The sequence below is a fragment of the Cupriavidus sp. CuC1 genome, from assembly GCF_044627735.1.
GTDB lineage: Bacteria > Pseudomonadota > Gammaproteobacteria > Burkholderiales > Burkholderiaceae > Cupriavidus > Cupriavidus ulmosensis.
In genome coordinates, this window is sequence record NZ_JBIUHC010000062.1 from 1 (window position 1) to 21,412 (window position 21,412).

The following is a 21,412-nucleotide window of genomic DNA, read 5'->3' on the forward strand; positions in this document are numbered from 1 at the left end:
ATGCGCTGGGCCACCCGCAGGCGCGCGCCCGGCGCCGCCACGTCGGCGCTGCGCACGGCGTAGCCGTCCATCGAGGTGTTGTCGGCCGGCGGCACGTCCAGCGTGCTCGACACCGGCGCGGCCAACACGCGGCCATTGGCGTCGAGCGTGGCGATGCGCTCGGCTTCGGCGAGCGGGCGAGCGCCGGCCAGCAGGGCCTCGAGGGCCTGGGCCATGGTCAGCATGGGGGGACGGGCGGGCGCGGCAGCTTGGGTCATGAGGAAAACAGGTAAGTGAGACAGCTTGTGTGAGCCTGGAACAGCAAACCCGTGGCCATCCAGCACCCATGGGAAACGGCCCGCGTACCGCCCCCGATACATCCGGGGCAATGCGAGGGCCGTGCGATTTCTGCTCGGCAAGTCTGATTGTAGCGAGTTGGCGCGCTGCCGGCAGGAACGCAGCCGGCAGCGGCCGGGCCTTACAGGCCGGTGTGGCCGGCGATGTAAGCCTTGATCCGGTCGGCATCCGCCGGCATCACCTCGAAGCGCTGCGGCAGGTTCTCGATGCCTTCGAAGGCTGCCGGACGCTCCGGCTCATGGCCAAGCGCTTCGCGGATGGTGTCTGCGAACTTGGCCGGCAGCGCGGTTTCCAGCACCAGCATCGGCACGCCGGGCGTGAGATGCTCGCGCGCGACCTTGATGCCATCGGCGGTGTGCGTGTCGATGGTGATGCCGTAGCGCTCGGACAGGTCGCGGATGGTGGCGAGGCGGTCTTCGTGCGTGCTGCGGCCCGAGACGAAGCCGAAGGCGCGGATGCGCTCGAATTCCGGCGTGCCGGACAGGTCGAAGCCGCCCTTGGTGTCGACGTCCTCGCGGAACATCTTGGCCAGCTTGTCGCCATCGCGGCCGAGCAGGTCGAAGACGAAGCGCTCAAAGTTCGACGCCTTCGAGATGTCCATGCTCGGGCTGGAGGTGTGGTACGTCTCCGCCGACTTGCGCACGCGGTAGGTGCCGGTGCGGAAGAACTCGTCGAGCACGTCGTTCTCGTTGGTGGCGACCACCAGCTTGTCGATCGGCAGGCCCATCATGCGCGCGATATGGCCGGCGCAGACGTTTCCGAAATTGCCCGACGGCACGCAGAACGAGACCTTCTGGCCCGGGCCGTCGGTGGCCAGCAGCCAGCCCTTGAAGTAGTACACCACCTGGGCCACCACGCGCGCCCAGTTGATCGAGTTGACCGTGCCGATCTTCTGGCGGGCCTTGTAGTCCAGATCGTTGGAGACCGCCTTGACGATGTCCTGGCAATCGTCGAACACGCCTTCCACCGCCAGGTTGAAGATGTTCGGGTCCTGCAGGCTGAACATCTGCGCGGTCTGGAACGCGCTCATCTTGCGGTGCGGGCTCAGCATGAACACGCGGATGCCGCGCTTGCCGCGCATGGCGTATTCCGCCGCGCTGCCGGTGTCGCCCGAGGTGGCGCCGAGAATGTTCAGCTCCTGTCCGGCACGCGCCAGTGCGTACTCGAACAGGTTGCCGAGCAGCTGCATGGCCATGTCCTTGAAGGCCAGCGTGGGGCCGTTGGACAGGCCCAGCAGCTGCAGCTGCGTGCCGCCCTCTTCACCCAGCGTGCGCAACGGGGTGATGTCGGCGGTGTTGTCGCCGGGACGGGCATTGCAGTACACCTCGGCGGTGTAGGTCTTGCGCGTCAGGGCGCGCAGGTCCTCGGCCGGGATGTCGTCGCAGAAGCGGGACAGGACTTCGAAGGCGAGATCGGCGTACGACAGCTTGCGCCAGGCTTCCAGCTCGTCGGCCGTGACCTGCGGGTACTCCCGGGGTAGGTAAAGGCCGCCGTCCGGCGCCAGGCCACCCAGCAGGATCTCGGAGAAGGTTTGCGGCATCTCATGGCCGCGCGTCGACTGGTATTTCATCGGTGCGTTCAGTTCAGTTCTTCCATGCGCAGGCGCGTGACTGCCGACAGCACGGTCGGCAGCGCCTCGATCTTGGCGATGGCGGCGTTGACCTGCTTCTCGAGAGTGAGGTGCGAGAGCATGATGATGTCGGTCTGCGGCTCGCCTTCGCGCGACTCCTTCTGCAGCATGGCATCGATGGAGATGCCGGCGTCAGCCAGGATGCGGGTGATGTCGGCCAGCACGCCGGTCTCGTCCGCCACGCGCATGCGCAGGTAGTACGAGCTGGTGACTTCCTCGATCGGGAGCACCGGCACGCTGGACAGCGCGTCCGGCTGGAACGCCAGGTGCGGCACGCGGTGCTCGGGGTCGGCGGTGTGCAGGCGGGTCACATCGACCAGGTCGGCGATCACGGCGGAGGCGGTCGGCTCGGCGCCGGCGCCCTTGCCGTAGTACAGCGTGGCGCCCACGGCGTCGCCCTGCACCAGCACGGCGTTCATGGCGCCTTCCACGTTGGCGATCAGGCGCTTGGCCGGCACCAGCGTCGGGTGCACGCGCAGCTCGATGCCGTTTTCACGACGGCGCGTCAGGCCCAGCAGCTTGATGCGGTAGCCCAGCTCTTCGGCGTAGCGGATATCCACGGCCGACAGTTTGGTGATGCCTTCCACGTAGGCCTTGTCGAACTGCACCGGCATGCCGAAGGCGATCGAGCTCATCAGCGTGATCTTGTGCGCGGCATCGATGCCTTCGATGTCGAAAGTGGGATCGGCCTCGGCATAGCCCAGCGCTTGCGCCTGCTTGAGCACGGTGTCGAAGTCCAGGCCCTTGTCGCGCATCTCCGACAGGATGAAGTTGGTGGTGCCATTGATGATGCCGGCGATCCACTCGATGCGGTTGGCGGTCAGGCCTTCGCGCAGCGCCTTGATGATGGGGATGCCACCGGCCACCGCGGCTTCGAAGGCGACGATCACGCCCTTCCTGCGGGCGGCTTCGAAGATTTCGTTGCCATGCACGGCCAGTAGCGCCTTGTTGGCAGTGACCACGTGCTTGCCGTTCTCGATGGCCTTGAGCACCAGCTCGCGAGCGATGCCGTAGCCGCCGATCAGCTCGATCACGATGTCGATCTCGGGGCGGGTGACGACCTCGTTGGCGTCGGCCACCACCTCGACCTGCCCACCGGTCAGCTCGCGGGCGCGCTCGGTGTCGAGGTCGGCCACCATGGCAATCTCGATGCCGCGCCCGGCGCGGCGGCGGATTTCTTCCTGGTTACGTTGCAGCACATTGAACGTGCCGCTACCGACGGTACCGATGCCAAGCAGGCCTACTTTGATGGGATTCATGGACGATCTGACTCTGAGTTGCTGAAAAATGGATTACGCCGCAATGGCCTTGCTCAGGCCGCGTGGCCGTGGCGCTTGCGGTATGCCTCCAGGAAACGGCCCACGCGGCCGATGGCCTCGCGCAGGTCCTCCTCGTGAGGCAGGAACACGATACGGAAATGGTCCGGCTTGCCCCAGTTGAAGCCGGTGCCCTGCACCAGCAGCACCTTGGACTCCTGCAGCAGTTCATAGATGAACTCCTGGTCGTCCTGGATCGGGTACATCGACAGGTCGAGCTTGGGGAACAGGTACAGCGCGGCCTTGGGCTTGACGCAGGTGACGCCCGGGATCTGCGTGATCAGTTCGTGGGCAAGATCGCGCTGGCGGCGCAGGCGCCCGCCTTCGTTCACCAGGTCGTTGATGCTCTGGTAGCCGCCCAGCGCGGTCTGGATGGCCCACTGGCCGGGCACGTTGGCGCACAGGCGCATCGAGGACAACATGTTCAGCCCCTCGATATAGTCCAGCGCGGGCCGCTTGTCGCCCGATACCACCATCCAGCCGGCGCGGTAGCCGCACGAGCGATAGTTCTTGGACAGGCCGTTGAAGGTCACCGTCAACACATCGGTCGACAGCGCGGCAATGGACGTGTGGCTATGGCCGTCGTACAGCACCTTGTCGTAGATCTCGTCGGCAAAGATGATCAGGCCGTGTTCGCGCGCAATCGCCACGATGGCGTTGAGCAGTTCGTCCGAGTACAGGGCGCCGGTGGGGTTGTTGGGGTTGATGACGACGATGGCCTTGGTATTCGGCGTGATCTTGGCGCGGATATCGTCCAGATCGGGCATCCACTCGTTGGCCTCGTCGCACATATAGTGCACCGGGGTGCCGCCCGACAGGCTCACCGCGGCGGTCCACAACGGGTAGTCCGGCGCCGGAACCAGCACTTCGTCGCCGCTGTTGAGCAGCGCGTTCATCGACATCACGATCAGCTCGGAGGCGCCGTTGCCGACGTAGATGTCGTCCAGGCCCACGCCCTCGATGTTCTTCTGCTGCGTGTAGTGCATGATCGCCTTGCGCGCGGCGAAGATGCCCTTGGAGTCCGAGTACCCGGCCGAATTGGGCAGGTTGCGCATCATGTCCTGCTGGATCTCTTCCGGCGCGTCAAAGCCGAAGACGGCCAGGTTGCCGATGTTCAGCTTGATGATCTTGTGGCCTTCCTCTTCCATCTGCTTGGCCTTCTCCAGCACCGGGCCGCGGATGTCATAGCAAACATTGTTGAGCTTGTTGGATTTCTGGATCGGTTTCACGGCGATGTTGGCAGGAGGCAAGCGCCGCCGGGTAGCGGCGGCAATCTAGGGAATCTGGGTGGGAAAGGAGCGGCCCGGGTAGCCTGTGCGCTGCGTTGCAACGCAAAACGTGGCAGGCAGGGAGGCAAAAGCTATAATTTATCGGATTATGACAGACTTCGGCAGGGATTCTTGCATTGCAGCGTACGCCGCCGGTACCCCGGGGCCGCAGCAAAGCCGCCCGGCCCGCCTGCCCCAAAATGCTCTCAACCCGCCCTGCGCTGCCCCGGCCGAGTCGCCGCGCGCGCCGCGAGGGGCAGCGCCAGATAAGGTTCGCCCTTGAAACTCCACGCAGACCAGCCCAATGCCCTCAATACGGTAACGTCGTACGGCCCGGGCTATATCGAAATCAATATGGTGCGCTACACGGAATCCGTGCTGGTCATGCCCGAAGGCGAGATCCGGCCCTGGCCGGTGCAGCGCTTCGAAGACCTGGAACCCGCGCACTTCGAAGGCCTGCTGGCGCACTCGCCCGAAGTGGTGCTGCTGGGCACCGGCAGCCGCCTGCGCTTCCCCCATCCCCGCCTGACCGCTTCCCTGGCGCGCCTGCATGTCGGGGTGGACGCCATGGATCTGCAGGCCGCCTGCCGCACTTACAACATCCTGATGGCTGAAGGCCGCAAGGTGGCGGCCATCCTGCTGCTGGAGGAGCCTGCCTGAGCCGGCCCGGCGGCCCGGGCAGGCTGGTTCACGCAAGTTGAGCACGCGCCACGCTTGAAGTTGGCCGACCCGCCCCCATCTGCCGCCACCATGGTGGCCGCACTCACGCAGCCGCCCCCTTCCTGTCCCTCCCAGGAGCCATAAGAATGACAGTCAGTCTCAGCCAGCCCGTACCCGATTTCAGCGCGCCCGCCACCGGCGGCACGTTCAGCCTTGGCGCCCAGCGCGGCAAGACCGTCGTCCTGTATTTCTATCCCAAGGACAACACCCCGGGCTGCACTACCGAAGCCATGAACTTCCGCGACCAGCATGACGACTTCGTCAAGGCAGGCACGGTGGTCTTCGGCATCTCGCGCGACAGCCTGAAGTCGCACGAGAACTTCAAGGCCAAGCTGGAACTGCCCTTCGAGTTGATCTCCGATGGCGATGAAGCCGTGTGCCATCTGTTCGATGTCATCAAGATGAAGAAAATGTATGGCAAGGAAGTGCGCGGCATCGAGCGCAGCACCTTCATCATCGACGGCAAGGGCATCCTGCGCCATGCCTTGCGCGGCATCAAGGTGCCCAACCACGTCGACGAGGTGCTGGAAATCGTGCGCGGCCTCTGATCCGGGGCGTGATCCGGGGCGTGATCCACGGTGATTCGGCCCGGCACTTTAATGCGGCGCAGCAACACCGTCAAAAGTCCACTCGGCAAGCGATTGCAAAACAGAAAACGTTCGGATACATTGACCTTTAATGAGTTCAAGATCCGGATGCCACGCTGCTTCATCGTCCCGGCCCAGGCGCACCTTGCCACAGGCCGGTAGCGGACCTGCCGTGTCTCCGGTCCGAAAGAAAGCCGCCAAACCTGCTAACCAGGTTGGCGGCTTTTTTGTTTGTGTGGTTTGTACGCACAGGACACGATCCCCAATGACGTGGCGCCATGCGGCCACGCCAGTGTCCTGCGCCGTTTTCCAGCCGTCTTCTCCCCCTGAAAGGAAAGCCTAGCATGCCGCTGCCGACCATGCCCGCCAAGCCTGCCCAATTGCTTGACCCGAGCGAATTCGCTCCGGTGACCAAGCTGACTAAGGCCAAATCAGCGTCGCAGGGTAAGAAACCTGTGCCGGCGCTGGAGCGTGTGGCCTTGCTGGAAACCGGAACCAGCAAAGCGGACAACGCGCCGGCCGTGGTGGCCAGCGCCAGCGGTTCGACGCGAGCGCGCACCAAGGATGCGCCGCCGTCCGCGCTGAAGTCCGTGCCGTCGCTGGCCGCCGTGCCCAAGGTGCCCGCCAAGGCCCCTGGCACGACCAACCGTCGCATGCAGAAACACACCGGCCCCAGCAAGCTGTTCGTGCTGGACACCAATGTGCTGATGCACGACCCGTCCTCGCTGTTCCGCTTCGAAGAGCACGACGTCTATCTGCCGATGATGACGCTCGAGGAACTGGACAACCACAAGAAGGGCATGAGCGAAGTCGCGCGCAACGCCCGCACCGTGAGCCGCACGCTGGACGCGCTGGTGGGCGGCACCGATGGCGTGCTCGACGAGGGCTTGCCGCTGGCCAAGTTGGGCAACCGCGATGCGCAGGGCAAGCTGTTCCTGCAAACCAAGCTCAACGAGATCAAGCTGCCCGACGGCCTGCCGCAGGGCAAGGCGGATAACCAGATCCTGGGCGTGGTCAGCGCCCTGCAGCAGCAGTTCCCGGAGCGCCAGGTCGTGCTGGTGTCGAAAGACATCAACATGCGCATCAAGGCGCGCGCGCTCGGCCTGCCCGCCGAGGATTACTTCAACGACCAGGTCCTCGAGGACAAGGACCTGCTGTACTCGGGGGTGATGCTGCTGCCCAACGACTTCTGGGCCAAGCATGGCAAGGGCGTGGAAAGCTGGCAGGACCCGAAGTCCGGCGCGATGTTCTATCGCCTGACGGGCCCGCTGGTGCCCTCCTTCCTGGTCAACCAGTTCGTCTTCCTGGAACCCAGCGACGGCAGCCTGCCGCTGTACGCCCAGGTCAAGGAAATCAACGGCAAGACCGCGCTGCTGCAAACGCTCAAGGACTACACGCACCACAAGAACAATGTGTGGAGCGTGACCGCCCGCAACCGCGAGCAGAACTTCGCGCTCAACCTGCTGATGCATCCGGAGATCGATTTCGTCACCCTGCTGGGCCAGGCCGGTACCGGCAAGACCCTGCTGGCGCTGGCGGCGGGCCTGGAGCAGGTGCTCGATCAGAAGCTCTACAACGAGATCATCGTCACCCGCGCCACCGTGCCGGTTGGCGAGGACATCGGCTTCCTGCCCGGCACCGAGGAAGAAAAGATGCAGCCCTGGATGGGCGCTTTCGACGACAACCTGGAAGTGCTCCAAAAGAGCGACGACAGCGCCGGCGAATGGGGCCGCGCCGCCACCCAGGAACTGATCCGCTCGCGCATCAAGGTCAAGAGCATGAACTTCATGCGCGGACGCACCTTCGTCAACAAGTTCGTCATCATCGACGAGGCCCAGAACCTGACGCCAAAGCAGATGAAGACGCTGGTAACGCGTGCCGGCCCCGGCACCAAGATCATCTGCCTGGGCAACATCGCGCAGATCGACACGCCTTACCTGACCGAGGGCTCGTCCGGCCTCACCTACGTGGTCGACCGGTTCAAGGGCTGGAGCCACAGCGGCCATGTGACGCTGGCGCGCGGTGAACGCTCGCGCCTGGCCGACCATGCCGCGGATGTCCTTTAAGGGGCGCATCATCGCTAAAGACTAAGCCTCTGCACCCTCTGCACCCTCCGGAACCATCGGATGCCCTTGTAGGACCACGTCCGGCAGATTTGCCTACCGGCGTGGCCTAGCATCAAAGTATCCGGAGCGCCCGCCATTTCGGCACCTCGCGTGCCGGCGTCCGGCGGGCGTTTTTTTGCCCCTCCCGGCTTGTTGGATCGATGGAGACATTGATGGACAACCACCTGCACCACACACCGCTGCGGCTCGCGCTGGCCGGCAGCGTCGCGATTGCCGCCTTCTTGCTGCTCGCGGGCCCCGCGCTCGCCGCCGACGAAATGGTGATCCGCACCATGGGCCCCGTCAGCTACATCTGCGGGGGCATTGCCGCGGACGAACAGCAGCAACTGGCCGCGCAGCAGAAGAACTTCAACATCGGCCTGCTGTTCACCCAGGGCGAGCGCGGCGAGTACCTGGCCGACGTCGCCGTCAAGATGACCCGCGAAGGCCATGAAGTGGCCAGCTTTACCGCGTCCGGGCCCAAGTGCCTGATCAAGGCCCCGCAAGGCAGCTACAATATCGAAGCGACTTATAAGGGACAGGCCAAGTCGGTTAACGTGAGTACGGGCACCTACAACGCGCAACTGCGCTGGTAAGGCGCCAGGGGCGGCTCCCTCGCTGGGCTGCTCCCCTCGCGCCACGGCACTTGGCCCGGGACCGGACCGAGAAGGATGCCTCTGCGCCAGATAGCCCAAACCGGAAGACGCGTGCCCAGCCAGGCGCGCGCCTTGCTCAGTGCCCGCCTGCACCTGCTTTGCACGGCAGCATTGCTGCTCGCCGCCTGCGCCTCGACGCCGCCTGGGCGCCATAGCGCCCAGCCACGCCCGGCAGGCACCCCCATGGTGGATCCCAGCGCCGGACTGGAAGAAGTCTCCATCCAGGCGATGTCGCTGGTTGGCACGCCCTATCGCTACGGCGGCAATACGCCGGACTCGGGCTTCGACTGCAGCGGCCTGGTCCGCTATGTCGTGCTGCGCGCCGCCAACGTCAACCTGCCACGCACCACCGAAGCCATGGGCGAGCGCGGCGTGTCGCTGGAGCGCAGCCAGGTGGCCTCGGGCGACCTGGTTTTCTTCAATACCACCGGCCGGGCCAACTCGCATGTCGGCATCTATGTCGGGCAGAACCGCTTTGTCCATGCGCCGTCCACCGGCGGCACGGTACGCCTCGAGGACATGACCAAGTCGTACTGGGCCTCTCGGTACAACGGCGCCCGGCGGGTCGCGGCGGGGATCGACCAGACGCCGGCATCCGTGGTGCCGCCGCAGGCCGCCCGGGCTGCACCACCACCGCCTTCCGTTGCTCCCCCGGCCCCGGTGGACGACGACCCGATCGCCGCATTCGCCAATCGTTAGCGATCGTCACCGTCCTTCGCCACAAACAAAAAAGCCAGGCATCTCGCCTGGCTTTTTGTTTGTTTGCTTGTGGAATCCGGCTGCCGTGCTTCAGAGCACGTGCTTGCCAATCCACCATGCAATGGCAGCCATGAACGCCGATGCCGGAATCGTCAGCACCCAGGCCCAGACGATGTTGCCGGCCACGCCCCAGCGCACCGCCGACATCTTCTGCACCGAGCCCACGCCGACGATGGCGCCGGTGATGGTATGGGTTGTCGACACCGGCACGCCCAGCGCCGAGGCAATGAACAGCGTGATGGCGCCGCCCGTCTCCGCGCAGAAGCCGCCTACCGGCTTGAGCTTGGTGATCTTCTGGCCCATGGTACGCACGATGCGCCAGCCACCAAACATGGTGCCCATGCCGATCGCCACGTAGCAGGAAACGATGACCCAGATCGGCGGCTCCGCGCCGCCCTGCGCCACGTGGCCGCTCGCGATCAGCAGCATCCAGATAATGCCGATGGTCTTCTGCGCGTCATTGCCGCCGTGGCCCAGGCTGTAGAGCGAAGCGGAGACCAGCTGCAGCCGGCGGAACCAGCGATCGACCCGCGACGGCGGCGTACGGAAGAACGTCCAGGCCACGATCACCATCATCAGCGAACCGAGCAGGAAGCCCAGCAGCGGCGAAATGACGATAAATGCCACGGTCTTGAGCAGGCCGCCGCCTACCAGCGCGCTGGTGCCGCTCTTGGCCACCGCGGCGCCAACCAGGCCACCGATCAGCGCGTGCGACGACGACGAGGGAATGCCGTAGTACCAGGTGATCAGGTTCCAGGCAATGGCGCCCATCAGCGCGCCGAAGATCACGTAGTGATCGACGATGTTGACATCGATCGTGCCGGTCCCCACCGTAGCCGCCACCTTCAGGTGGAAGATAAAAATCGCCACCACATTGCACATGGCCGCCATGGCCACCGCGTGGTGCGGCTTGAGCACGCCCGTCGACACCACCGTGGCAATCGAATTGGCGGCATCGTGAAAGCCGTTCATGAAATCGAACAGCAAGGCGAGAGCCACCAGCAAGCCGATGACCCACAGGCTCATTTGTATTGTTTGCATTCCGATTTGTGCCTCAGGCGTTTTCCAGGACGATGCCTTCGAGAATGTTGGCAACGTCCTCGCACTTGTCGGTAATGGTTTCGAGCTGCTCGTAGATAGCCTTCAGCTTGATCAGGCGCTTGACGTCCGTTTCGTCGCGGAACAGCTTGGACATGGCGGCGCGCATCACGCGATCGGCCTCGGACTCGAGCTGGTCGATCTGCTGCGCCGTCTTCAGGATGGCGCCGGCATTGCTCATGTCATCGAGCAGGCCGACCGCGATCTTGACCTGGTCGCAACACTGCACGCAGATGGAGGCCAGCTTGCGCGCCTCGTCGGTCAGGCTGGTCACGTCGTACAGCGAGATGGTTTCAGCCACGTCTTCCATCAGGTCGAGGATGTCGTCCATGGTGGTGATGAGCTTGTGGATCTCATCACGGTCCAGCGGCGTGATGAAGGTCTTGTGCAGCAGGTCGATCGTGTCGTGCGTGATGCGATCGGCTTTCTTTTCGGTGGCCTGCACGCGGCGGGCGTGGGCCTCGGCATTGGGCAGGTCGTTGACCAGCACTTCCAGCTCGCGGGCGGCGGTCACCGCGCAATCGGCATGCTGGTTGAAGTATTCGAAGAACTTGCCCTCGGTGGGCATGAATCGGCCGAACATGGAATGTTCCTTGTCGAAGCGCGGGGGCGCCGCGGGTAGTTATTACTAGTTACTGAATCAGGCGGGTACGCATTGCACGACAGCCGCCCGGAGGCGGCTGTCATCAAAACGCAACATTTTACAGGTTTGTGCGGCGATGCCGGGGGACTTTGACACGCGGCATGCACGGTCGACTGTGGCCACCGAGCCACGATGCCCGGCAAGCGGCGCCAGGACTGGCTTCAGTTGTCGTTGTCGAAGAAGGCGGGGCCGCCGCTGAAGTTGTCGAACTTGGTGAACTGGCCCAGGAACGTCAGCCGCACGGTGCCAATTGGGCCGTTACGCTGCTTGCCGATGATGATCTCGGACGTGCCCTTGTCCTGCGAATCGGGGTTGTAGACCTCGTCGCGGTAAATAAACAGGATCACGTCGGCATCCTGCTCGATAGCGCCGGATTCACGCAAGTCGGACATCACCGGGCGCTTGTTCGGGCGCTGCTCCAGGCTTCGGTTCAGCTGCGACAGTGCAATCACCGGGCAGTTGAGTTCCTTCGCCAGGCCCTTGAGCGACCGCGAGATTTCCGAGATTTCGGTGGCGCGGTTTTCGCCGCCGCCCGAGCCCGACATCAGCTGCAGGTAGTCGATGACGATCAGTCCGAGCTGGCCGCACTGGCGCGCCAGCCGGCGCGAACGGGCGCGCAGCTCCATCGAGCTCAGCGCCGGCGTTTCGTCGATGAACAATTGCGCATCGTTCATGCGCTGGATGGCGTGCGTGAGCCGCGGCCAGTCTTCATCGAGCAAGCGGCCGGTACGCAGGCGGTGCTGGTCGAGCCTGCCGACCGAGCCCAGCATACGCATGGCCAGCTGCGTGCCCGCCATTTCCATCGAGAACACCGCCACCGGCAGGCCCTGCTCCACCGCCACGTGCTCGCCGATATTCAGCGAGAAAGCGGTCTTACCCATGGAGGGGCGACCGGCCACGATGATCAGGTCGCCCGCCTGCATGCCGCTGGTCATGCGGTCCAGGTCGATAAAACCGGTAGGCACGCCGGTGACGTCGGTGCTGGAGTCACGGTGGTACAGCTCGTCGATACGCTCGACCACCTGGGTCAGCAGCGGCTGGATTTCCTGGAAACCCTTCTGCCCGCGCGAGCCTTCCTCGGCAATGGCGAACACCTTGGATTCCGCTTCGTCGAGCAGCTCCCGCACCTCGCGCCCTTTGGGGGCGAAAGCCGCGGTAGCGATATCGTCGGCCACGGTCACCAGCTTGCGCAGCACCGAGCGCTCGCGCACGATCTCCGCATAGCGACGGATATTGGCCGCGCTAGGCGTGTTCTGTGCGAGGGAATTCAGATAGGCCAGGCCGCCCACCTCTTCCGCCTTGCCCGCGCCTTGCAGCGTCTCGTAGACGGTGATGACGTCGGCGGGCTTGGTGGCGGCGATCAGCCGGGAGATGCTCTGGAAGATCATCCGGTGATCGAAGCGATAGAAATCCGCCTCGGACAGGAAGTCGGCGATACGGTCCCAGGCGGCATTGTCCAGCAGCAAGCCACCCAGCACCGATTGCTCGGCCTCGATGGAATGCGGCGGTACCTTGAGATTGTCTAGTTGGGGGTCTGCGACAGGCGCGTTCATAGGGAGGGATTATAACGGCCGGCGCCAGCGAGCCGGCGGAGAATTCGCAGCCGGCTGTTGGCACATCCTGCCATGTGACGACGGGACAACCAGTCCCGCCCTATAGCAACAAGGCATTGAGGCAAGCAAGGGGCACGGCCAAACAAAAAGGCAGGAGCGCGATGCTCCTGCCTTTTTGTTTGGTCAAGCAAGCGGCACTGGCACCCGGCTCCCACCGCCCCGAAGGGCAAGAGGGAACCAGCAGCAAGGCCGATGCTTAGACGTGTTCGCCCAGGACGGAAACCGTCACGTCGACCAGCACGTCGGTGTGCAGCGAGACGCTGACCGGGTGGTCGCCAACAACCTTCAGCGGACCATTCGGCAGACGCACTTGCGCCTTCTCGACCTTGAAGCCTTGGCCAGCCAGGGCTTCAGCGATGTCGGCGTTGGTCACCGAACCGAACAGGCGGCCGTCAACACCCGACTTCTGGGTGATTTGCACGGTCAGGCCGTTCAGCTTTTCGCCTTCGGCTTGCGAGGCGGCCAGCTTTTCGGCGGCTGCCTTTTCCAGTTCAGCGCGCTTGACTTCGAACTCGCTGATAGCAGTCTGGGTAGCGCGGCGGGCCTTCTTGTTCGGGATCAGGAAGTTACGGGCGTAGCCGTCCTTCACGCGAACGATGTCACCCAGGTTGCCCAGATTGATGACTTTCTCAAGCAGAATAATTTGCATCGTGTTTTCTCCTTAACGGACCTAGGGCCGATCAGTTCTTGTGCAGGTCGGTGTAGGGCATCAGCGCGAGGAAACGCGCGCGCTTGATGGCCGTGTCGAGCTGACGCTGATAGTGCGCCTTGGTGCCGGTCAGGCGGGCCGGCGTGATCTTGCCGTTGTCGCCGATGAAATCCTTCAGGGTGTCCAGATCCTTGTAGTCGATCTGTTCCACGCCAGCCACGGTGAAGCGGCAGAAGCGCTTACGCTTGAACAGCGGGTTTTGCTGTTGGAAGCGCTTCTTGTTCTTGTTGTCACGTTTGACGAATGCCATGATTCAATCCTTTTCGAATGCTTTACATCCAGTGATGTGAAAGACGAGAGCCTTGCTGTTGCGATGCTTGCGGGCCAGGAATCCTTCGCAGTCGAGCATCGCGCCGAGCGGGGTACGCTCAAGCCGCTGGCCGATCTGACCGATTCCCATGGCGGCGATGGCGAACTCCACCTGCCTGGGCGTTTGCGCCTCGACCGTCTCGCCCGCGTACTGCAAGATGCAGTTGACCACGGGGACCCCGGCCGGGGTGTAACGCAAGGCATCGCGTTCCGCGAGCGTTGCGCAGAGCCTTAACTGGTTCAACGCACTCTCCCGCACCGATGCCCGCACTTGCCGCCGCGGCGATCAACGCCCGCGGCAACCACAACTGTCCGCACTTAGGCGGCCTGGACTTCGCTGGTCTGTTGCGCGGCCTTGCGAGCTTCTTCGCGCTGCACTTCCTTCATCATCGGGGACGGTGCGGTTTCAGCCTTCTTGGTCTGAACGATGAGGTGGCGCAGCACTGCATCGTTGAACTTGAACGCGTGTTCGAGTTCAGCCAGGGTTTCCTTGCCGCATTCGATGTTCAGGCAAACGTAGTGAGCCTTGGCCAGCTTCTGGATCATGTAGGCCATCTGACGGCGACCCCAGTCTTCCACGCGGTGGATCTGGCCTTCCTGGGACGTGACCAGCGTCTTGTAACGCTCGATCATGGCCGGGACTTGTTCGCTCTGGTCCGGATGGACGATAAATACGATTTCGTAATGACGCATTGACGCTCCTTTTGGATAAGCTGCCCGAGCGCCATGTCCGGTGCAGCAAGGTTGAATAGCCTTAAAGTATAGCGTGCTTTTGCCACCGGGGGCAAGCCGCCTCAGTGTTCGGCGAACAGCGCCTGCAGCGCCGCCGGATCCTTTGCCAGTCCTGGCTCCGCAGCCAGGGCCAGGGCCAGGAGCACGCGCGCCTTGTAAGGATTGAGGTCGCCGGCAGAAACAAAGACACCCGACGCCGGCCGGGGAGGCGCAGGAATCGCCACATGCCCTGCCCCTGTGCGCGAACTGCGCACGACCGCCACCCCCGCGCCGGCCGCATCGACCAACGCCTCCACCAGCGACTGGTGGACCGAACCATTGCCGGCAGCCGCCACCACCAGGCCCGACACGCCCGCCTGCGCCAAGGCATCCACCACGATCCGACCCGGCTCCGCATAACTAGCCAGGATCTCGACCTGCGGCCACACGGAAGGCACCGGCCAGGCCTTGGCCGGCAAGCGGCCAGCGGTGCGCACGAAGCGCACCAGATTGTCCTGCACAAAACCAAGCGGCCCGGACACCGGCGACACAAAAGCATTCACCGCCGACGTGTGCGCCTTCACCACATCGCGCCCCGCATGAATCTCCTGGTTGATCACCAGCAGCACGCCCTTGCCCGCCGCATCAGCGTCAGCTGCCACGCGCACCGCATCCAGCAGGTTCAACGGGCCATCCGCCGACAACGAGGTCGAAGGCCGCATGGCAGCTGTCAGCACCACCGGCACCGTGCCCACGCAAGCCAGGTGCAGCAGCATGGCCGTTTCTTCCAGGGTATCGGTGCCGTGCGTAATGACAATGCCCGACACATCGGGCTGCGCGGACCAGAATGTCACGCGCTCCACCAGCCTGGACCACAGCGCGAACGACATGTCTTTGCTATCTACCTGAGCCACCTGCTCCGCCTCGACCCGCGCCACCGCGCCCAGCGCCGGCACCGCATCGAGCAGCGCAGTCACCGGCACCGTGGCCGCCTGGTACTTCGCGCTGCTGGCTGGATTGGAAGAAGAACCGGCAATGGTGCCGCCGGTAGCGAGCACGACAACACGAGGCAGGAGAGACATGGCGGGAAAGTGGTCGAGAGCCAGGAAGGTTGAACAGCGCACAACGCAAGACGCTTCGGGTGCCGCGGATTGTAACCCTCCACCCACTCTTCACGGCACGCGCCAGGACCCGTGGGACGCACCTGTCAATGCGCAAACTCCCAAAATTCCGCTTGCACTTCACTCGATACTGTATAAAATCACAGCATACTGTTTAAACATACAGTGCTTTCAAACACCGGCGACCATGGCGACCCTGACACCGCGACAGCAGCAGATTTTCGACTTGATCCGCAGCAGCCTCCAGCACACGGGCTTCCCGCCCACGCGCGCCGAGATCGCCGCCAAGTTCGGCTTCTCCTCACCCAACGCAGCCGAGGAACACTTACGTGCCCTGGCCCGCAAAGGCGTGATCGAGCTCACCCCCGGCGCCTCGCGCGGCATCCGCCTCAAGGTCTCGCGCAGCGACTCCGAGCTACCCGACCAGTTCTCCCTGCCCATGGCCGGCGTAATGCAGCTGACGCTGCCGCTGGTCGGGCGCGTCGCAGCCGGCAGCCCGATCCTCGCCGCCGAACACATCGACCGCCAATACCAGGTCGACGCCTCGGTCTTCGACGTGCAGCCTGATTACCTCCTCCGGGTGCGTGGCCTCAGCATGCGCGACGCCGGCATCCTCGACGGCGACCTGCTTGCCGTCAAACGCGCCAGCGAAGCCGCCAACGGCAAGATCGTCGTCGCCCGCCTGGGCGACGACGTCACCGTGAAGCGCCTAAACCGCCGCGGCGACACCATCGAGCTGATCGCCGAGAACCCCGACTTCCCCAGCATCATCGTGCAAGCCGGCCGCGAAGAGTTCTCACTGGAAGGCATCGCCGTCGGCCTGATCCGCCCCGGCGCCTTCTGACGAGTGCGGCTGAGGCGGGCGAACCCCGATCAAGCCGACACCCGATTGTGCCAACGCGCCCGCGTAGCGGGTACCGCTAACTGTTGTTGCAAGTCACCAGGTGTAGCCATGCTGCCAGCCAACCGCCTCTCCGCCCGCCGCCCCGTCAAGCCCGTGCCCTTCCGCCAATCCAAAGGCGTTCGCATCTACCAGGGCGCGCAACGACGCACCATGGTCGGCAGCATGGCCGCGATCTGCCGAATGCTTGAGCTGGAGGATTCCTCCAAGCTCGGCGTTTAAGCAGGCGGCACAGAAAAAAATTTGTGCAGAGTACTAGCCATCCGGCTTTTGGCATTGTATGATCTTGTTCTTCGTTGTTCGGCACTTAGCTGAACGGCATCGACGGTGGCTGTAGCTCAGTTGGTAGAGTCCAGGATTGTGATTCCTGTCGTCGTGGGTTCGAGTCCCATCAGCCACCCCAGAATTCTTTTTAGTATCAACGACTTGCGCACCATCTAGTCGTTTCACGATACGAACTTTCCCACGGAAAGCGAAATTTTCCCACGGCGCCCCTGGCGCCGTTTTCGTTTTCGGCATTCTGCCCTCCCTAGCCCCGCCTCCATTTCCGCAAAGCCCAAGCAGCGCCCCAGGGTTGCTCCTCCATCTCGCTAGTCACAGTTCCACTGTATATCCATACAGTTAACTCAGCCTTCACAGGTTCGCCTTGCGCGCCCCCTATACTGTATATCCATACAGCTCTTGGGAATCCACCATGCTCGCCCTCACCGCCGCAGAATCAGCCATCGTTGAAGCCTTACCGCCAATCATCGCCCGCTATCGTGAGGCGGGGATTCTGACCTGGCGCCTCCTCCACCAGATCGAAGAGGAAGTACTCGCCGTCGTTTCGGCCACCGGCCTTGTGCCACAGTTTGCCCTGGGGATGGTGAAAGCCCCGTCTATCCTCGGGTACCCGAAAGACGACCGGCCGGCCGATTTCACTGGCCACGATGTCCGCCCAATCACCTTCGGCGCGATCGTGGATGCCTGGAAGAACGTTCACTAAGGAGCGCGCCGAACATGCCCGCCATGACCTACCAGGCCGAGTCGATCTTCCTCGAGTCCGAATTCCTCCCGGGCGACGTGGCCGAGCTGCGCCTGCCCTGCGAAACCGTCACCGTGACAGCTGATGCCGTGACGATCCAAGGCATCGAAACGCGGCACATCCAGGCGATGGCATGGTTGGCCGAGTACCTGTCGTTCGACGCCGGCCGGGAGCACCACCGGCTCAGGGTGGCTCGGCCGATCGTGAAGCCGCCGCTACGCGCGAGATTCCCGCGGGTGTAGTGCGGTAGGTGGGGCGCTCGAGCCGGGCGGCAGCCGTTTTCTGGGCCCCCACCCAACCACCACCCGGCGAGCGCAATGCAGCGTAGCATTCGGCGCGGAATGTATTGGCCCTACCAACGAGGGATTCACAGAACAAACAAGGCGCCGATATATGGGAATGGAGAATCAGCGATGTAGATACGGCCCGACCAGCCACACTCGCCCTACCCCACATAACCGGAACTCTCGATGGCATCGCGAAGCACAAAGCGGCCGCAAAACAAGTGCGCGTCCTGCAACTACACCTGGTACCCACGAGGAAAGGAACTATCGGCCAAATGCCCGAAGTGCGGAAGCTACCGAAACCAAGGTAGTCAGTGTCGGCGTGATCGGGCTCATTGTCGCGAGCGCCCTCCTGCTAGCCTTCCTCGCTCTTGGGGATAAATCCAAGAAGCCAGAGCCAACCGGCCAAACTGAGACAGGAGCTACTGCAACGGAAATTGCACCTGCCCCACCCATGGACCCACCGAGTCAGCAAGACACGCTTCGGACACGAGGACTGTTTTCGGATACCTCGGTTAGCCCCGGCCCGTCGGCTCAGCCCTCCGCCTATCAGCCTCCCCCCTCGCAGCGGCAGTCGGTAGGCACCACCGTGGCGCCCGTGCTTCAGCCATCCGAGGCAAAGCCAGTGCCCTTGCAACCAACTCAATCCCGGGACCCTTTTACAACGGGAGGCTGAGTTGCTAGGGAGTCATAGGCGCGTTGACTAGCTAACCTGCCGGGATCCTGAGCGTGCCCGCAACTTCATGCGACCATACCCACCAGAACTGATGGACGCCGCGCCGGCGCCGCGAACCGGGAGAAGTTTATGACCACGAAGAATCCACAACCGGACGAGTATGCAAAAGAGATTGCGCATCGTAGGGAAGTGCGCGAATTGCTCACGGAATGGTGGGAGCGGTTGAACTTATTGTCGTCCACTTGGGACCTGGAGACCGGGAAGCATCTAGTTGTCCTCAGTGCAGCCGGGTTCGCTGGCGTATCAACCCTGCTGGCAGGAAACAAGCCACTCACCCCGCAATGGTTGGGGCCGGCTACCCTACTTGGCTATGGTTTCGCCGTGCTGCTGGCCGTGGTCAATATGTATTTGGCCGCAATAAGCTTTCATCGAATGGCCAATGAAATCAAAGGCAGGATCGCTCTGGCAGGAGACTGGTCGGAAAGCACAGCCGGAATCTTCGATAGGCCAAAGGCGGGAAGAAGGCTGAATATCGCAGGGCAAGTCTGCGGGTGGATCTCGGCAGTCCTCGCTACTGGCAGCACTGTGGCCGTGGGTATAAGCCTCGTCAGCATCTAGCCCGAGAGTGTGCGCGCAAGACGGGCTCAGCGTGACAGCCGCCTACTGGCAAGCCGCCGCCGCCAGCCTGACCTCATACGCAGCGCCAGTTCCGCCAGCACCGCGCGGTAGAAGTCGAAGTCGCTGGCAGCGTCCGGCACCGGCGTACACGGCTTTGCAGGCCAAAACACACCTTACAAAACAATCACTTAGCACTATGGCGCCCAACCCGACACCATGAGTGTCGTATGATGCCCTTCGTGTTGCTTCTGCGCGGCGTTTCGCTCACGTTTAGCTTGCGCGGGGCGGCGACCTTTGCGATACTTTCTGTGCCGATTCGTCGGTAGGCTCGCCGCAAAACGTAACCCCTCGAAGGTATGTGATGCAATGGCGGGCCTTTTTGCATTCAGCCCTTGCCGGTCGGCGCCTCTGCCGCGAAGAGCAATCGAGCGATCTGTTCCACGAGATCAGGGGACGCACTGTAGATTGTGGCAAGGGTACGCATCCGTTGTACGTCCTGCTCAATCTCGTCCAACGTGCGCGCAGCCGGCAGTGTTGCCGCGAGCCGCATACGCTCGCCAAGTAAATCCACCAGTTCGGCGTCGAGCGACGCGATCATCTCGGTAGTGGTGGGCAGGGACAACGTGTTCTCCAAAAGAAAGAAAAGCGCCCGAAGGCGCTTTCTTTGGACTTCAAGTGTAAGCCCTGACCGCCTTATTGATTCTTGTTAAGGACACCCAACGCTGCAGCATTGGTGATCTTGGCGTCTGCCGAGTTTGCCCATGTAACGCTATCTTTGTTCATGGTCGGCGTTACGGTGATCGTTCCACCATCCACGCCCGTTGCAATGCCGGTTGACAACACTATTTTGATTACGCCTGCAGTGGCAGACGCCGAAGCAACTTCCTTGGTCGCGGTAAAGGCCGGAATGTTCGCCGCAGCAGTCGCCGTAGAGCAATTGTCCAAGACCCCACCTGCCTCTTGGCCGCAGAGAGCGACGGCCGTCTTGATGGACGCCACCGATGCCAAGGCATTGGTTACCTTGGCCTTCGTAGTGTAATCCTGATATTGCGGAATCGCGACCGCCGCCAGGATACCGATGATCGCGACCACGATCATCAGTTCGATCAGCGTGAAGCCCTTTTGTACCCGTTTTTTCATTCCCATCCGCACTGCCTTCATGATTGACCCCTTTATGTTTGGACAGCGTATGTGCTGTACCGAACAATACGCAAGCTGCGTGCCAGTGCGCAACATGCCACATTCGGGGGAAAGCATGACAGATTTTGTCACTTGTAACCAAATGTGTCGCCGCGCGCGTGACAAAATTTGTCAGCCGGGGTGACGAATTCCGGCATGCGCAGTAAGGCACTTTTATGTCAGATGTTATCGGGTTTAATTTCGCGCGCTGACCGGGTTAGATAAGGTCAGCCTCGGCCTCCCGCCGCAGCACTAGACCCCGCAGCACGCGCCCGCCACCGCGGACCCACTTGCGGAACTCAGCCGGCACATCCGACCACCTACCTGCGGTGACCCGCTTGCGGAGCGTGCTCGCGCGCAAGTTGCCGGCGCCAAGGTTGAAAGCGAAGTCGATGAGCGCGGCCAAGCGCTCCGGCGTATCGACGCCTGGGCATAGTTTCAGCACGGCCGGCAGGTAGACGCGCCGCACCATGTCAAGCAGCATCACCTCGGCGGTGGTCCGGGAGATCGCTGGGTCGTTGAGCGTCACCCGCGTGCCGTCCAGATAGTAGGTCGCCCCGTACCCGATCGTCGGCACGCCGGCCGGGCACAGGTAGGGGCGCAGGTAGCACCCCTCAAAGCGCCGGGCGAGCGCCGCGGCGACCTTGATCGCCAGCGCGCGGAACTCGGCGCCGGCCATCACTTGCCCCGCTTGAACAGTGCGCGGTCGGCCAGGTAGATGCCGAGCGCGGCGCCGCACAGCGCCCAGCCGTTCTCGTCGAGCTTCCACCACTCGAAGTAGTTGCCCGAGATCATGGCGACCGACCAAGTGGCCACGGCGGGACGAATGCAGGCATTCCACGCATCGACCCAGGCCACGCCGATCGCGCGCCCAGTGGACTTGACTGCTTCCAGCCAGCCGTCAGCTTCGATCTTTCCGAGATCGGCTTCTGCTTGCACCGCGATTGTCTTGACGCCGAGGTCGGCCTGCAGCTTGATCGCCGCCTGGTTGCGCTCATGCTGCGCGGCGTCGAGCTCGCCCTGCAGGCGCATGCGCTCGATCTCGTGGGCGTGTTCTTGTTGCGCGGTAAGCCATGAGCTCACCTCGCCCCAGATCATGCGGAATACCGATCCGCCGAGAAACGATACGATTGCCGATAGCATGTGACC

General features: G+C 63.2%; 26 protein-coding genes, 1 tRNA gene and 1 pseudogene. 11 read left to right on the forward strand and 17 right to left on the reverse strand.

Annotated features, from left to right (window positions below; translation table 11 throughout):
• The 4 genes and pseudogenes from ACGLHR_RS24905 to ACGLHR_RS24920 all read right to left on the reverse strand — a co-directional run.
• Positions 1 to 257: pseudogene (locus tag ACGLHR_RS24905) on the reverse strand (molybdopterin molybdenumtransferase MoeA); the annotation flags it as partial.
• Between the two features lie 200 nt (positions 258 to 457).
• A complete protein-coding gene (thrC, locus tag ACGLHR_RS24910) occupies positions 458 to 1,906 on the reverse strand; it encodes a threonine synthase (protein ID WP_400096759.1) in 1,449 nt (482 codons plus the stop codon).
• A gap of 8 nt (positions 1,907 to 1,914) precedes the next feature.
• Positions 1,915 to 3,225, reverse strand: coding sequence for a homoserine dehydrogenase (locus ACGLHR_RS24915; RefSeq protein ID WP_400096760.1), 1,311 nt, complete (start codon positions 3,223 to 3,225; stop codon positions 1,915 to 1,917).
• Positions 3,226 to 3,278: 53 nt separating this feature from the next.
• Positions 3,279 to 4,511, reverse strand: coding sequence for a pyridoxal phosphate-dependent aminotransferase (locus ACGLHR_RS24920; RefSeq protein ID WP_400096761.1), 1,233 nt, complete (start codon positions 4,509 to 4,511; stop codon positions 3,279 to 3,281).
• Positions 4,512 to 4,829: 318 nt separating this feature from the next.
• Between ACGLHR_RS24920 and ACGLHR_RS24925 the strand changes: the two genes are divergently transcribed.
• Together ACGLHR_RS24925 and ACGLHR_RS24930 are read left to right on the forward strand one after the other, a co-directional pair.
• Positions 4,830 to 5,210, forward strand: a complete 381-nt coding sequence (locus ACGLHR_RS24925) for an Mth938-like domain-containing protein (RefSeq protein WP_267603513.1) — start codon at positions 4,830 to 4,832, stop codon at positions 5,208 to 5,210.
• Between the two features lie 146 nt (positions 5,211 to 5,356).
• Entirely contained in the window at positions 5,357 to 5,818 is a 462-nt protein-coding gene (locus tag ACGLHR_RS24930) for a peroxiredoxin (protein ID WP_318236549.1), read from the forward strand.
• 48 nt (positions 5,819 to 5,866) lie between these two features.
• Here ACGLHR_RS24930 and ACGLHR_RS24935 read toward each other — a convergent pair whose 3' ends face one another.
• Positions 5,867 to 6,145 (reverse strand): hypothetical protein, encoded by a 279-nt coding sequence (locus tag ACGLHR_RS24935; RefSeq protein WP_400096762.1) that lies wholly within the window; start codon positions 6,143 to 6,145, stop codon positions 5,867 to 5,869.
• A gap of 56 nt (positions 6,146 to 6,201) precedes the next feature.
• Here ACGLHR_RS24935 and ACGLHR_RS24940 point away from each other — a divergent pair, with 56 nt between their 5' ends.
• From ACGLHR_RS24940 to ACGLHR_RS24950, 3 genes are all read left to right on the forward strand, one after another.
• Positions 6,202 to 7,923, forward strand: coding sequence for a PhoH family protein (locus ACGLHR_RS24940; protein WP_400096763.1), 1,722 nt, complete (start codon positions 6,202 to 6,204; stop codon positions 7,921 to 7,923).
• A gap of 212 nt (positions 7,924 to 8,135) precedes the next feature.
• Positions 8,136 to 8,558 carry a hypothetical protein gene (locus tag ACGLHR_RS24945; protein WP_400096764.1) on the forward strand — a complete coding sequence of 141 codons (423 nt, stop codon included), beginning with the start codon at positions 8,136 to 8,138 and terminating at the stop codon, positions 8,556 to 8,558.
• Positions 8,559 to 8,633: 75 nt separating this feature from the next.
• The gene (locus ACGLHR_RS24950) at positions 8,634 to 9,317 is read left to right on the forward strand and encodes a C40 family peptidase (RefSeq protein ID WP_400096765.1); all 684 of its coding nucleotides are present in this window, start codon (positions 8,634 to 8,636) and stop codon (positions 9,315 to 9,317) included.
• A 90-nt stretch (positions 9,318 to 9,407) separates the two neighbouring features.
• On the opposite strand, the gene ACGLHR_RS24955 is transcribed toward ACGLHR_RS24950, so the two are convergent.
• The 8 genes from ACGLHR_RS24955 to ACGLHR_RS24990 form a co-directional block, all read right to left on the reverse strand.
• Positions 9,408 to 10,418 carry an inorganic phosphate transporter gene (locus ACGLHR_RS24955; RefSeq protein WP_267603518.1) on the reverse strand — a complete coding sequence of 337 codons (1,011 nt, stop codon included), beginning with the start codon at positions 10,416 to 10,418 and terminating at the stop codon, positions 9,408 to 9,410.
• Between the two features lie 13 nt (positions 10,419 to 10,431).
• The gene (locus tag ACGLHR_RS24960) at positions 10,432 to 11,058 is read right to left on the reverse strand and encodes a DUF47 domain-containing protein (RefSeq protein WP_267603519.1); all 627 of its coding nucleotides are present in this window, start codon (positions 11,056 to 11,058) and stop codon (positions 10,432 to 10,434) included.
• A gap of 221 nt (positions 11,059 to 11,279) precedes the next feature.
• Positions 11,280 to 12,671 (reverse strand): replicative DNA helicase, encoded by a 1,392-nt coding sequence (locus ACGLHR_RS24965; RefSeq protein WP_267603520.1) that lies wholly within the window; start codon positions 12,669 to 12,671, stop codon positions 11,280 to 11,282.
• Between the two features lie 256 nt (positions 12,672 to 12,927).
• Positions 12,928 to 13,380: a 50S ribosomal protein L9 gene (rplI, locus tag ACGLHR_RS24970; RefSeq protein ID WP_043347244.1), complete on the reverse strand. Its 453-nt coding sequence runs from the start codon at positions 13,378 to 13,380 to the stop codon at positions 12,928 to 12,930.
• 31 nt (positions 13,381 to 13,411) lie between these two features.
• Positions 13,412 to 13,690, reverse strand: coding sequence for a 30S ribosomal protein S18 (gene rpsR / locus ACGLHR_RS24975; protein WP_006163606.1), 279 nt, complete (start codon positions 13,688 to 13,690; stop codon positions 13,412 to 13,414).
• Positions 13,691 to 13,693: 3 nt separating this feature from the next.
• A complete protein-coding gene (gene priB / locus ACGLHR_RS24980; RefSeq protein WP_017228959.1) occupies positions 13,694 to 13,993 on the reverse strand; it encodes a primosomal replication protein N in 300 nt (99 codons plus the stop codon).
• Positions 13,994 to 14,067: 74 nt separating this feature from the next.
• On the reverse strand, positions 14,068 to 14,442 hold the full coding sequence (rpsF, locus tag ACGLHR_RS24985; protein ID WP_006163598.1) for a 30S ribosomal protein S6: 375 nt from the start codon (positions 14,440 to 14,442) through the stop codon (positions 14,068 to 14,070).
• 101 nt (positions 14,443 to 14,543) lie between these two features.
• Positions 14,544 to 15,542, reverse strand: a complete 999-nt coding sequence (locus tag ACGLHR_RS24990) for an asparaginase (protein ID WP_400096766.1) — start codon at positions 15,540 to 15,542, stop codon at positions 14,544 to 14,546.
• Positions 15,543 to 15,768: 226 nt separating this feature from the next.
• On the opposite strand from ACGLHR_RS24990, the gene lexA reads away from it, so the two are divergent.
• The 6 genes from lexA to ACGLHR_RS25020 all read left to right on the forward strand — a co-directional run bounded on the left by lexA (position 15,769) and on the right by ACGLHR_RS25020 (position 19,084).
• The gene (gene lexA / locus ACGLHR_RS24995) at positions 15,769 to 16,425 is read left to right on the forward strand and encodes a transcriptional repressor LexA (protein WP_006163593.1); all 657 of its coding nucleotides are present in this window, start codon (positions 15,769 to 15,771) and stop codon (positions 16,423 to 16,425) included.
• 108 nt (positions 16,426 to 16,533) lie between these two features.
• Positions 16,534 to 16,704 (forward strand): hypothetical protein, encoded by a 171-nt coding sequence (locus tag ACGLHR_RS25000; RefSeq protein ID WP_267603522.1) that lies wholly within the window; start codon positions 16,534 to 16,536, stop codon positions 16,702 to 16,704.
• 105 nt (positions 16,705 to 16,809) lie between these two features.
• Positions 16,810 to 16,885: transfer RNA gene (locus ACGLHR_RS25005), tRNA-His, on the forward strand.
• A 291-nt stretch (positions 16,886 to 17,176) separates the two neighbouring features.
• Entirely contained in the window at positions 17,177 to 17,467 is a 291-nt protein-coding gene (locus ACGLHR_RS25010) for a DUF2471 family protein (protein ID WP_400096767.1), read from the forward strand.
• Between the two features lie 14 nt (positions 17,468 to 17,481).
• Positions 17,482 to 17,748: a hypothetical protein gene (locus ACGLHR_RS25015; protein WP_400096768.1), complete on the forward strand. Its 267-nt coding sequence runs from the start codon at positions 17,482 to 17,484 to the stop codon at positions 17,746 to 17,748.
• A gap of 847 nt (positions 17,749 to 18,595) precedes the next feature.
• Positions 18,596 to 19,084 (forward strand): hypothetical protein, encoded by a 489-nt coding sequence (locus tag ACGLHR_RS25020; RefSeq protein ID WP_400096769.1) that lies wholly within the window; start codon positions 18,596 to 18,598, stop codon positions 19,082 to 19,084.
• A 385-nt stretch (positions 19,085 to 19,469) separates the two neighbouring features.
• On the opposite strand, the gene ACGLHR_RS25025 is transcribed toward ACGLHR_RS25020, so the two are convergent.
• From ACGLHR_RS25025 to ACGLHR_RS25040, 4 genes are all read right to left on the reverse strand, one after another.
• Positions 19,470 to 19,706, reverse strand: coding sequence for a hypothetical protein (locus tag ACGLHR_RS25025; RefSeq protein ID WP_400096770.1), 237 nt, complete (start codon positions 19,704 to 19,706; stop codon positions 19,470 to 19,472).
• Between the two features lie 71 nt (positions 19,707 to 19,777).
• Positions 19,778 to 20,224 (reverse strand): prepilin-type N-terminal cleavage/methylation domain-containing protein, encoded by a 447-nt coding sequence (locus ACGLHR_RS25030; RefSeq protein WP_400096815.1) that lies wholly within the window; start codon positions 20,222 to 20,224, stop codon positions 19,778 to 19,780.
• Positions 20,225 to 20,480: 256 nt separating this feature from the next.
• Entirely contained in the window at positions 20,481 to 20,942 is a 462-nt protein-coding gene (locus ACGLHR_RS25035; RefSeq protein WP_400096771.1) for a lysozyme, read from the reverse strand.
• On the reverse strand, positions 20,942 to 21,406 hold the full coding sequence (locus ACGLHR_RS25040; RefSeq protein WP_400096772.1) for a hypothetical protein: 465 nt from the start codon (positions 21,404 to 21,406) through the stop codon (positions 20,942 to 20,944). The genes ACGLHR_RS25035 and ACGLHR_RS25040 overlap by 1 nt, the downstream gene beginning before the upstream one ends.
• Positions 21,407 to 21,412: the final 6 nt, after the last annotated feature.

What these genes read in the sequence shown, in the direction of transcription:
- ACGLHR_RS25015 (WP_400096768.1), top strand. Translation starts at nt 17,482, where the DNA reads ATGCCCGCCATGACCTACCAGGCCGAGTCGATCTTCCTCGAGTCCGAA.
- lexA (WP_006163593.1), top strand. Translation starts at nt 15,769, where the DNA reads ATGGCGACCCTGACACCGCGACAGCAGCAGATTTTCGACTTGATCCGC.
- ACGLHR_RS24915 (WP_400096760.1), bottom strand. Translation starts at nt 3,225, where the DNA reads ATGAATCCCATCAAAGTAGGCCTGCTTGGCATCGGTACCGTCGGTAGC.
- ACGLHR_RS24965 (WP_267603520.1), bottom strand. Translation starts at nt 12,671, where the DNA reads ATGAACGCGCCTGTCGCAGACCCCCAACTAGACAATCTCAAGGTACCG.
- ACGLHR_RS24940 (WP_400096763.1), top strand. Translation starts at nt 6,202, where the DNA reads ATGCCGCTGCCGACCATGCCCGCCAAGCCTGCCCAATTGCTTGACCCG.
- ACGLHR_RS24950 (WP_400096765.1), top strand. Translation starts at nt 8,634, where the DNA reads ATGCCTCTGCGCCAGATAGCCCAAACCGGAAGACGCGTGCCCAGCCAG.
- ACGLHR_RS24945 (WP_400096764.1), top strand. Translation starts at nt 8,136, where the DNA reads ATGGACAACCACCTGCACCACACACCGCTGCGGCTCGCGCTGGCCGGC.
- ACGLHR_RS25010 (WP_400096767.1), top strand. Translation starts at nt 17,177, where the DNA reads ATGCTCGCCCTCACCGCCGCAGAATCAGCCATCGTTGAAGCCTTACCG.
- ACGLHR_RS25020 (WP_400096769.1), top strand. Translation starts at nt 18,596, where the DNA reads ATGACCACGAAGAATCCACAACCGGACGAGTATGCAAAAGAGATTGCG.
- ACGLHR_RS24990 (WP_400096766.1), bottom strand. Translation starts at nt 15,542, where the DNA reads ATGTCTCTCCTGCCTCGTGTTGTCGTGCTCGCTACCGGCGGCACCATT.
- rpsR (WP_006163606.1), bottom strand. Translation starts at nt 13,690, where the DNA reads ATGGCATTCGTCAAACGTGACAACAAGAACAAGAAGCGCTTCCAACAG.
- rpsF (WP_006163598.1), bottom strand. Translation starts at nt 14,442, where the DNA reads ATGCGTCATTACGAAATCGTATTTATCGTCCATCCGGACCAGAGCGAA.
- ACGLHR_RS24960 (WP_267603519.1), bottom strand. Translation starts at nt 11,058, where the DNA reads ATGTTCGGCCGATTCATGCCCACCGAGGGCAAGTTCTTCGAATACTTC.
- ACGLHR_RS25035 (WP_400096771.1), bottom strand. Translation starts at nt 20,942, where the DNA reads ATGGCCGGCGCCGAGTTCCGCGCGCTGGCGATCAAGGTCGCCGCGGCG.
- rplI (WP_043347244.1), bottom strand. Translation starts at nt 13,380, where the DNA reads ATGCAAATTATTCTGCTTGAGAAAGTCATCAATCTGGGCAACCTGGGT.
- ACGLHR_RS24930 (WP_318236549.1), top strand. Translation starts at nt 5,357, where the DNA reads ATGACAGTCAGTCTCAGCCAGCCCGTACCCGATTTCAGCGCGCCCGCC.
- ACGLHR_RS24955 (WP_267603518.1), bottom strand. Translation starts at nt 10,418, where the DNA reads ATGCAAACAATACAAATGAGCCTGTGGGTCATCGGCTTGCTGGTGGCT.
- thrC (WP_400096759.1), bottom strand. Translation starts at nt 1,906, where the DNA reads ATGAAATACCAGTCGACGCGCGGCCATGAGATGCCGCAAACCTTCTCC.
- ACGLHR_RS25040 (WP_400096772.1), bottom strand. Translation starts at nt 21,406, where the DNA reads ATGCTATCGGCAATCGTATCGTTTCTCGGCGGATCGGTATTCCGCATG.
- ACGLHR_RS25030 (WP_400096815.1), bottom strand. Translation starts at nt 20,224, where the DNA reads ATGAAAAAACGGGTACAAAAGGGCTTCACGCTGATCGAACTGATGATC.
- ACGLHR_RS25000 (WP_267603522.1), top strand. Translation starts at nt 16,534, where the DNA reads ATGCTGCCAGCCAACCGCCTCTCCGCCCGCCGCCCCGTCAAGCCCGTG.